6 protein-coding genes are annotated in these 6,528 nt (G+C 68.8%); 2 read left to right on the top strand and 4 right to left on the bottom strand.

The features are described from left to right. The 3 genes from C1J01_RS53380 to C1J01_RS45020 all read right to left on the bottom strand — a co-directional run. A partial coding sequence (locus tag C1J01_RS53380) for a cation:dicarboxylate symporter family transporter (RefSeq protein ID WP_268958814.1) occupies nucleotides 1-263 on the bottom strand: 263 nt, incomplete at its 3' end. Nucleotides 264-304: 41 nt separating this feature from the next. Beyond that, nucleotides 305-1,078: a cation:dicarboxylate symporter family transporter gene (locus C1J01_RS45015; RefSeq protein ID WP_268958815.1), complete on the bottom strand. Its 774-nt coding sequence runs from the start codon at nucleotides 1,076-1,078 to the stop codon at nucleotides 305-307. A 422-nt stretch (nucleotides 1,079-1,500) separates the two neighbouring features. Next, complete coding sequence (locus C1J01_RS45020; RefSeq protein ID WP_111185138.1) at nucleotides 1,501-1,761, bottom strand: HGxxPAAW family protein; 261 nt, start codon at nucleotides 1,759-1,761, stop codon at nucleotides 1,501-1,503. A 225-nt stretch (nucleotides 1,762-1,986) separates the two neighbouring features. Between C1J01_RS45020 and secA the strand changes: the two genes are divergently transcribed. Beyond that, complete coding sequence (gene secA, locus C1J01_RS45025; RefSeq protein ID WP_111185139.1) at nucleotides 1,987-4,779, top strand: preprotein translocase subunit SecA; 2,793 nt, start codon at nucleotides 1,987-1,989, stop codon at nucleotides 4,777-4,779. A 207-nt stretch (nucleotides 4,780-4,986) separates the two neighbouring features. Then, nucleotides 4,987-5,727 carry a hypothetical protein gene (locus C1J01_RS45030; protein ID WP_146615969.1) on the top strand — a complete coding sequence of 247 codons (741 nt, stop codon included), beginning with the start codon at nucleotides 4,987-4,989 and terminating at the stop codon, nucleotides 5,725-5,727. 48 nt (nucleotides 5,728-5,775) lie between these two features. Here the strand turns inward: C1J01_RS45030 and C1J01_RS45035 are convergent, their stop codons facing one another. Then, a complete protein-coding gene (locus C1J01_RS45035) occupies nucleotides 5,776-6,216 on the bottom strand; it encodes an Rv3235 family protein (RefSeq protein WP_220040434.1) in 441 nt (146 codons plus the stop codon). Nucleotides 6,217-6,528 lie beyond the last annotated feature (312 nt).

Raw genomic sequence — 6,528 nt, forward strand, 5'->3', positions numbered from 1 at the left:
GGACGGCGGTTTGGGGGCGCCGGAGAGGACCGAACGGAGGCGGTCCTTGTCCAGGTGGCCTTCCCAGCTGGCGACGACGAGGGTGGCGACGCAGTTGCCGACAGGTTCACCGAGACCCGCATCGAGTCCATGATCCGGTCGGCGCCGAGCAGCAGCGCCACCGCCGCGACCGGGATGTCGCCGTGGCCGATGGCGCCCACCGTCGCCGACAGGGCCAGGAGCGACGACCCGGGCACGCCCGCCATGCCCTTGGACGTCAGCATCAGGACGAGCAGCGCGGTGACCTGCTCGCCGACGCTCAGGTCTACCCGACCGCCTGGGCCAGGAAGAGCACGCAGATCGACAGGTAGAGCGTGGCGCCGGCGTGGGTCAGCTTGGCCATGATCCGCGGCAGGACGACCTCGGTGGACGCGGTGCCGAGCGCGAGGAAGAGCTCGTCCTTGACGTAGACGACGACCCGCCACAGGCTGACGCCGGCGAAGACCCGCGTGACGACGCCCAGCACCACGATGAACAGCGCGGCGGCCGCGTAGCAGCAGATGATGAGCTTGCCGAAGCTGCCGAGCGACCCGAGGCCGTACTCGCCGATGATGTACGACATCGCGCCGAACGCGCCCAGCGGCGGGAGGCGCATGATCCACCCCATGATGGCGAAGAACGCCCGGCTGACCTGGTCGACGAGCTCCAGGACGCGCGCGGACGCCTCGCCCGGCTTCGCCAGCGCCAGTCCGAACAGCACCGCGAAGAACAGCACCTGCAGCAGGGCGTTGTCGGCGAACGCCGAGATGACGGAGGCGGGGATGACGCCCAGCAGGAACTCCACCGTGTGCGGCAGCTCGCCGCCGCCGGTGCGCTGCCCGATGGCCTCGGCGCCGGTGGCCAGGGTCGCCGGGTCGATGGCGAAGTCCGACCCGGGCGTGGCCAGGTTGCCGACGACCAGCCCGAACAGCAGGGCGAACGTCGTGATGACCTCGAAGTAGACCAGCGCCTTGACGCCGATCCGCCCGGCCGCCCGCATGTCGCCGACGTGGGCGATGCCCAGGACGACGGTGCAGAAGATGATCGGGGCGATCAGCATCTTGATGAGCTTGATGAAGCCGTCGGCCAGCGGCTTCAGCTCCTCGCCGAAGCCGGGCCACTGTCAGCCGGCGACGACGCCGGCGACGATGCCGACCAGCAGGTGCACGAACAGTGAGGAGTACCAGCGGCTCGTGGGTGTGACCTTCTCATAGGAAGTGATCACGACTCACGATAGGAAGCCGTCATGTCACCGGTATGGCGGCGGCGTTTCGTCCGTGAAAGACGCGCATTCCGCGAGAATGGGGGCACGTTCCGTTAGGGCGCCGTTATGCGGCCGAGGCTCGGGCGACACGCCCGGAGGCCGCGAGCAACCATTCCCGACCTGAGCATGGACATTACGCGACCGAACGCGGACATTCCGGTGCCGGACATGGAAACGGCGGGCGTCCCGGATGTCGGGCGCCCGCCGGTGGAACGGTTTCAGCGGTGATCTTCAGCGCGCATGCCCACGCGCGGCGCGTCGATCACGACGTCGGTGAAGATATCGAAGACGAGGGCGAGGATTCCGCCGACGACGAACACACCGGCGCCGATCCAGACGAGCGTCCAGTTGGCGGCCGTGAGGCCGAAGCCCGCCACGATGGTGCCCACCAGCATCACCGTCACCGCGAGCCACGAGGACGCGCGCCCTCCGTGGCTGCCGAGATTCTCGGTCTGCTCCGACTTCTTCCCCTCAACCATGACTCATCCTTCCTTTGCCGGTTATCCCGCTTACCCATGCGAGCCGGCTGTGAACCGGCATACCCTCTGCCTGAAACCCATTCTCCCAGACAGGGCTCGTGCCCTCGTCGGCACGGTGGCTGTGTCTGGTTGCAGAACCGCCTACGATGGCAGGCGGGGAAGTTTGTCTCGGCCTCTCCTCCTGGCGGCGCCGCCGGGGTAGACCTGCGAGGAGCTTTACATAAAGTGGCAGCCATTCTCGACAAGATCCTACGTGCCGGCGAAGGCAAGATCCTGCGCAAGCTCAGGCGGATCGCAGACCAGGTCAACTCCATCGAGGACGACTTCACGAGCCTGTCCGACGCGGAGTTGCGAGCGCTGACGGACGAGTTCAAGCAGCGCTACAAGGACGGCGAAAGCCTCGACGATCTGCTTCCCGAGGCGTTCGCGACCGTGCGCGAGGCCGCCCGCCGCGTGCTCGGCCAGCGTCCCTACGACGTGCAGATCATGGGCGGGGCCAACCTCCACCTGGGCAACATCTCCGAGATGAAGACCGGTGAGGGCAAGACGCTGACCTGTACGCTGCCGGCCTACCTCAACGCGCTGGCCGGCGAGGGCGTCCACGTCATCACCGTCAACGACTACCTGGCCAAGCGCGACGCGGAGACGATGGGCCGCGTCCACCGCTTCCTGGGCCTCGAGGTCGGCTGCATCATCGCCGGCCAGCAGCCCGACGAGCGGCGCAAGCAGTACCAGGCCGACATCACCTACGGCACGAACAACGAGTTCGGCTTCGACTACCTGCGCGACAACATGGCCTGGTCGCTCGAGGAGTGCGTGCAGCGCGGCCACTTCTTCGCCGTCGTCGACGAGGTCGACTCGATCCTCATCGACGAGGCCCGCACCCCGCTGATCATCTCCGGTCCTGGCGAGCAGTCGGGCAAGTGGTACACCGAGTTCGCCAAGATCGTGCCCCGCCTGCGCAGGGGCGTCGAGGCGAAGAACCCCGGCGAGGAGAGCACCGGCGACTACGTCGTCGACGAGAAGAAGCGCACGGTCGGCATCCTCGAGTCGGGCGTCGCCAAGGTCGAGGACTGGCTCGGCATCGACAACCTCTACAAGCCCGAGCACACCCACCTCGTCGGCTTCCTGAACAACGCGCTCAAGGCCAAGGAGCTGTTCAAGAAGGACAAGGACTACATCGTCGCCGACGGCGAGGTCCTGATCGTCGACGAGTTCACCGGCCGCATCCTGCACGGCCGCCGCTACAACGAGGGCATGCACCAGGCCATCGAGGCCAAAGAGGGCGTGAAGATCAAGGACGAGAACCAGACTCTCGCCACGGTCACCCTGCAGAACTACTTCCGCCTCTACCAGAAGCTGTCCGGCATGACCGGTACGGCGGTCACCGAGGCCAACGAGTTCCACAAGACCTACAAGCTGGGCGTCGTGCCGATCCCGACCAACCGGCCGATGATCCGCAAGGACCAGCCCGACGTCGTCTACAAGACCGAGGACGCCAAGTTCGACGCGGTCGTGGAGGACATCAAGGAGCGCTACGAGCGCGGCCAGCCGGTGCTCGTCGGCACGACCTCGGTGGAGAAGTCCGAGCGGCTGTCGAGGGCGCTCAAGCGGCGCGGCGTGCCGCACGAGGTGCTCAACGCGAAGAACCACGAGCGTGAGGCCGCGATCATCGCCGAGGCGGGCCGCAAGGGCGCCGTCACCGTGGCCACCAACATGGCCGGTCGAGGCACCGACATCATGCTCGGCGGAAACTCCGAGTTCCGCGCCGACCAGGAGCTGCGCCAGCGCGGCCTCGACCCGGTCGAGACGCCGGAGGAGTACGAGAAGGCCTACCCCGAGGCGCTGGAGAAGGCGCGCGCGGCGGTCAAGGCCGAGCACGACGAGGTCACCGAGCTCGGCGGCCTCTATGTCCTCGGCACCGAGCGGCACGAGTCGCGCCGCATCGACAACCAGCTGCGCGGTCGTTCCGGCCGTCAGGGCGACCCTGGCGAGTCGCGCTTCTACCTGTCGCTCGGCGACGACCTCATGCGCCTGTTCAACTCGGCCAGGGTCGAGATGATCATGACCAGGCTCAACATCCCCGACGACCAGCCGATCGAGTCCGGCATCGTCTCCAAGGCCATCGCCTCCGCCCAGCACCAGGTCGAGCAGCAGAACTTCGAGATCCGCAAGGAAGTTCTGAAGTACGACGAGGTGATGAACCGCCAGCGCAAGGTCATCTACGCCGAGCGCCGCAAGGTGCTGGAGGGCGCCGACCTGCACGAGCAGGTGCGCGGCTTCATCGGCGACGTCATCGACGGCTACGTCGCGGGTGCCACGTCCGAGGGCTTCGCGGAGGAGTGGGACCTCGACAAGCTCTGGGTCGCGTTCGGCAAGCTCTACCCGATCTCGCTGCGCATCGAGGACCTCGTCGAGGAGGCCGGCGGCCGTGAGGATCTGACCGCCGAGCTCATCAACGAGCGGGTCAAGGCCGACGCGCTCGCCGCCTATGACAGGCGCGAGGAGGAGTTCGGCGCCGAGACCATGCGCGACCTCGAGCGCCGGGTGATCCTCTCGGTGCTCGACCGCAAGTGGCGCGAGCACCTCTACGAGATGGACTACCTGCGCGAGGGCATCGGCATGCGGGCCTACGCGCAGAAGGACCCGCAGATCGAGTACCAGCGCGAGGGGTACGAGATGTTCTCGGCGATGCTCGAGGGCATCAAGGAGGACTCCGTCGGGTTCCTGTTCAACCTCGAGGTGGAGGTGCAGGCCAACCCGATCGTCGAGGAGGAAGAGGACACGGCGATCGCGGAGACCCGCTCGATCATCGCGCGCGGCCTGCGGGGCCCGGAGCGTCCGGCCGAGCTCGAATACTCCGCTCCCGGCGAGCAGGGCGACGTCGAGCACGTGCGCGTGCGCACGACCCAGGAGGAGCGGGCGGCGTACGGCAACGTGGAGCGTAACGCGCCGTGCCCGTGCGGGTCGGGCAAGAAGTACAAGCGCTGCCACGGAGACCCGAAGAACGCGGCCTGACGACAGCTTGTCGCGGCGTTCTCGCGGATCGCGTGGGAGCTGCTGAAGGACGCTGGAAGAGGCCCCGGCCACCCGTACACGGGCGGCGGGGGCCTCTTCGCGTTCCCGGTCGCCGCCGGAGCGCTCGTGGGTGCCGGCAGGACGTCTGAACCGAGCGCCGAAGATGATCGTTCCATGGGTATGAGGTGGAGTTGGGCCGTCGCTCTGGTGCTGGTGCTGGCGGCGTGCAGCGGCACGGGTGTCGGAGAAGGGGCCGTTGAGGGAACCGGCCGGCCGGTGGCTGAGCCGGGCTCGGCCGGAGCCGCGCCGCGCCCTGTGGCCGCGTGGCTGCGCGTGGGCGGTTTGACGGCCACCGGCCGCGCGCCGGTCCGCCCGCCGAACCTGGTGGTGTACGCGGACGGCCTGGTCATCGCCGATGCCGCGCATGAACTGCGCCTCCCACCCGCTGAGATCGAGGCTCTCGTCGAGGCCCTTGACCACGATCTGGCAGGGCAGCCCGCCACCGCCTCGCCCCGGCCGGGAACACAGCGAATCTTCGACGCGCCCACCACGGTTCTCGGCGTCGACGGCGGTGACGGGATGCGTGAGGTGTACGTGCCTTATCTGGACCATGCCGAAGCCCGTTACGACGCCGCGCTCGTCACCGCCCGCGACCGGCTCGCCCGGCTGGCCGGACGCGTCGCCGGGCTGGGCCGGGACTACTCCACCGACCGCGTTCGGCTGTTCGCCGAGCAGTCCACGGCGCCTGCGGCGAGCGCGCAGCCCCTGCCGGGAGGCGTCCCTCTGCCGCCCTGGACTCAGGGGAAGTCCGGAAGCAAGGACTACAAGGGCAACAGGGCGCACACGATCGCCCGGCTGATACCGCATGACGGGTCCTGGCACGTCTACCGCACGTCAACCGGTGAGCACGTCGTGCTGTCGTGGCGTTACCTGCTCCCTCACGAGTAGGACGCCGGCTGCGAAGAAGGAGCGGGCGGGACGCTCGACCGGGCCGCGTCAGGCTGTTTCGAAGTCGGTGCAGAGCCACTGCCGGCCGTGGCGTTCGAGGCGTACGGCGAGGACGTGGGTGCGGCGGCCGCAGTGGATCAGCACGCACATCTCGATGGCGCCGTCGCGGGGCTCGGTGACGCGGACGCCTCCGGCGAACGGCGGGTGGCTGGTGTGGATCATGCGGCCGGCCCGGACGAGGTCGCGGTAGGCGCGTTCGGTGAGGCGGTCGGCGACGCTCCGCGGCGGGCGGCGGCCGGACAGCACCTCGGCGAGCGCCTGCCCGAGATGGCGCAGCCCGCGCTCGTCGGGCAGGGCGCCGGGCGGTCCCCAGACCAGGGGAGGCGTGTCCAGGGCCAGGGAGCCGGCGGTCTGCGGAGCCTGGGAGGGGAACTTCTCGCCGTCGTAGGGCGGCTCCGGGACGGGGGAGAGGGCGATGCGGGGGGACACGCGTCCTCCTTGGACTCGGCGGAGAAGGAATCGTGCTTAGGAGTTTTCGGTCCGGCGCAGGAATACAGACCGCGCCAACTTCCCGGCTCACGGCCGGGGATGTGGGGGTTTGCGGGACCAGCGGGAGCGGAGTTGGAGCGCCTCGCCCGAGATTACGGACGTGACGGACGGTGTGGAACGGCCGCCCCGCAACGGGTCTCCGGGGGATCGCCGGAACGGTCGGTCTCGCTGGGCCTTGGGGTTCGTCGGGAAACGGTCGCGCTCAGCGGGCCTCAGGGGGCGCGGGACGGTCGCTGTCAGCTGGGTTCGGGG

It is taken from the genome of Nonomuraea aridisoli, from assembly GCF_003236395.1.
Classification (GTDB): Bacteria; Actinomycetota; Actinomycetes; order Streptosporangiales; family Streptosporangiaceae; genus Nonomuraea; species Nonomuraea aridisoli.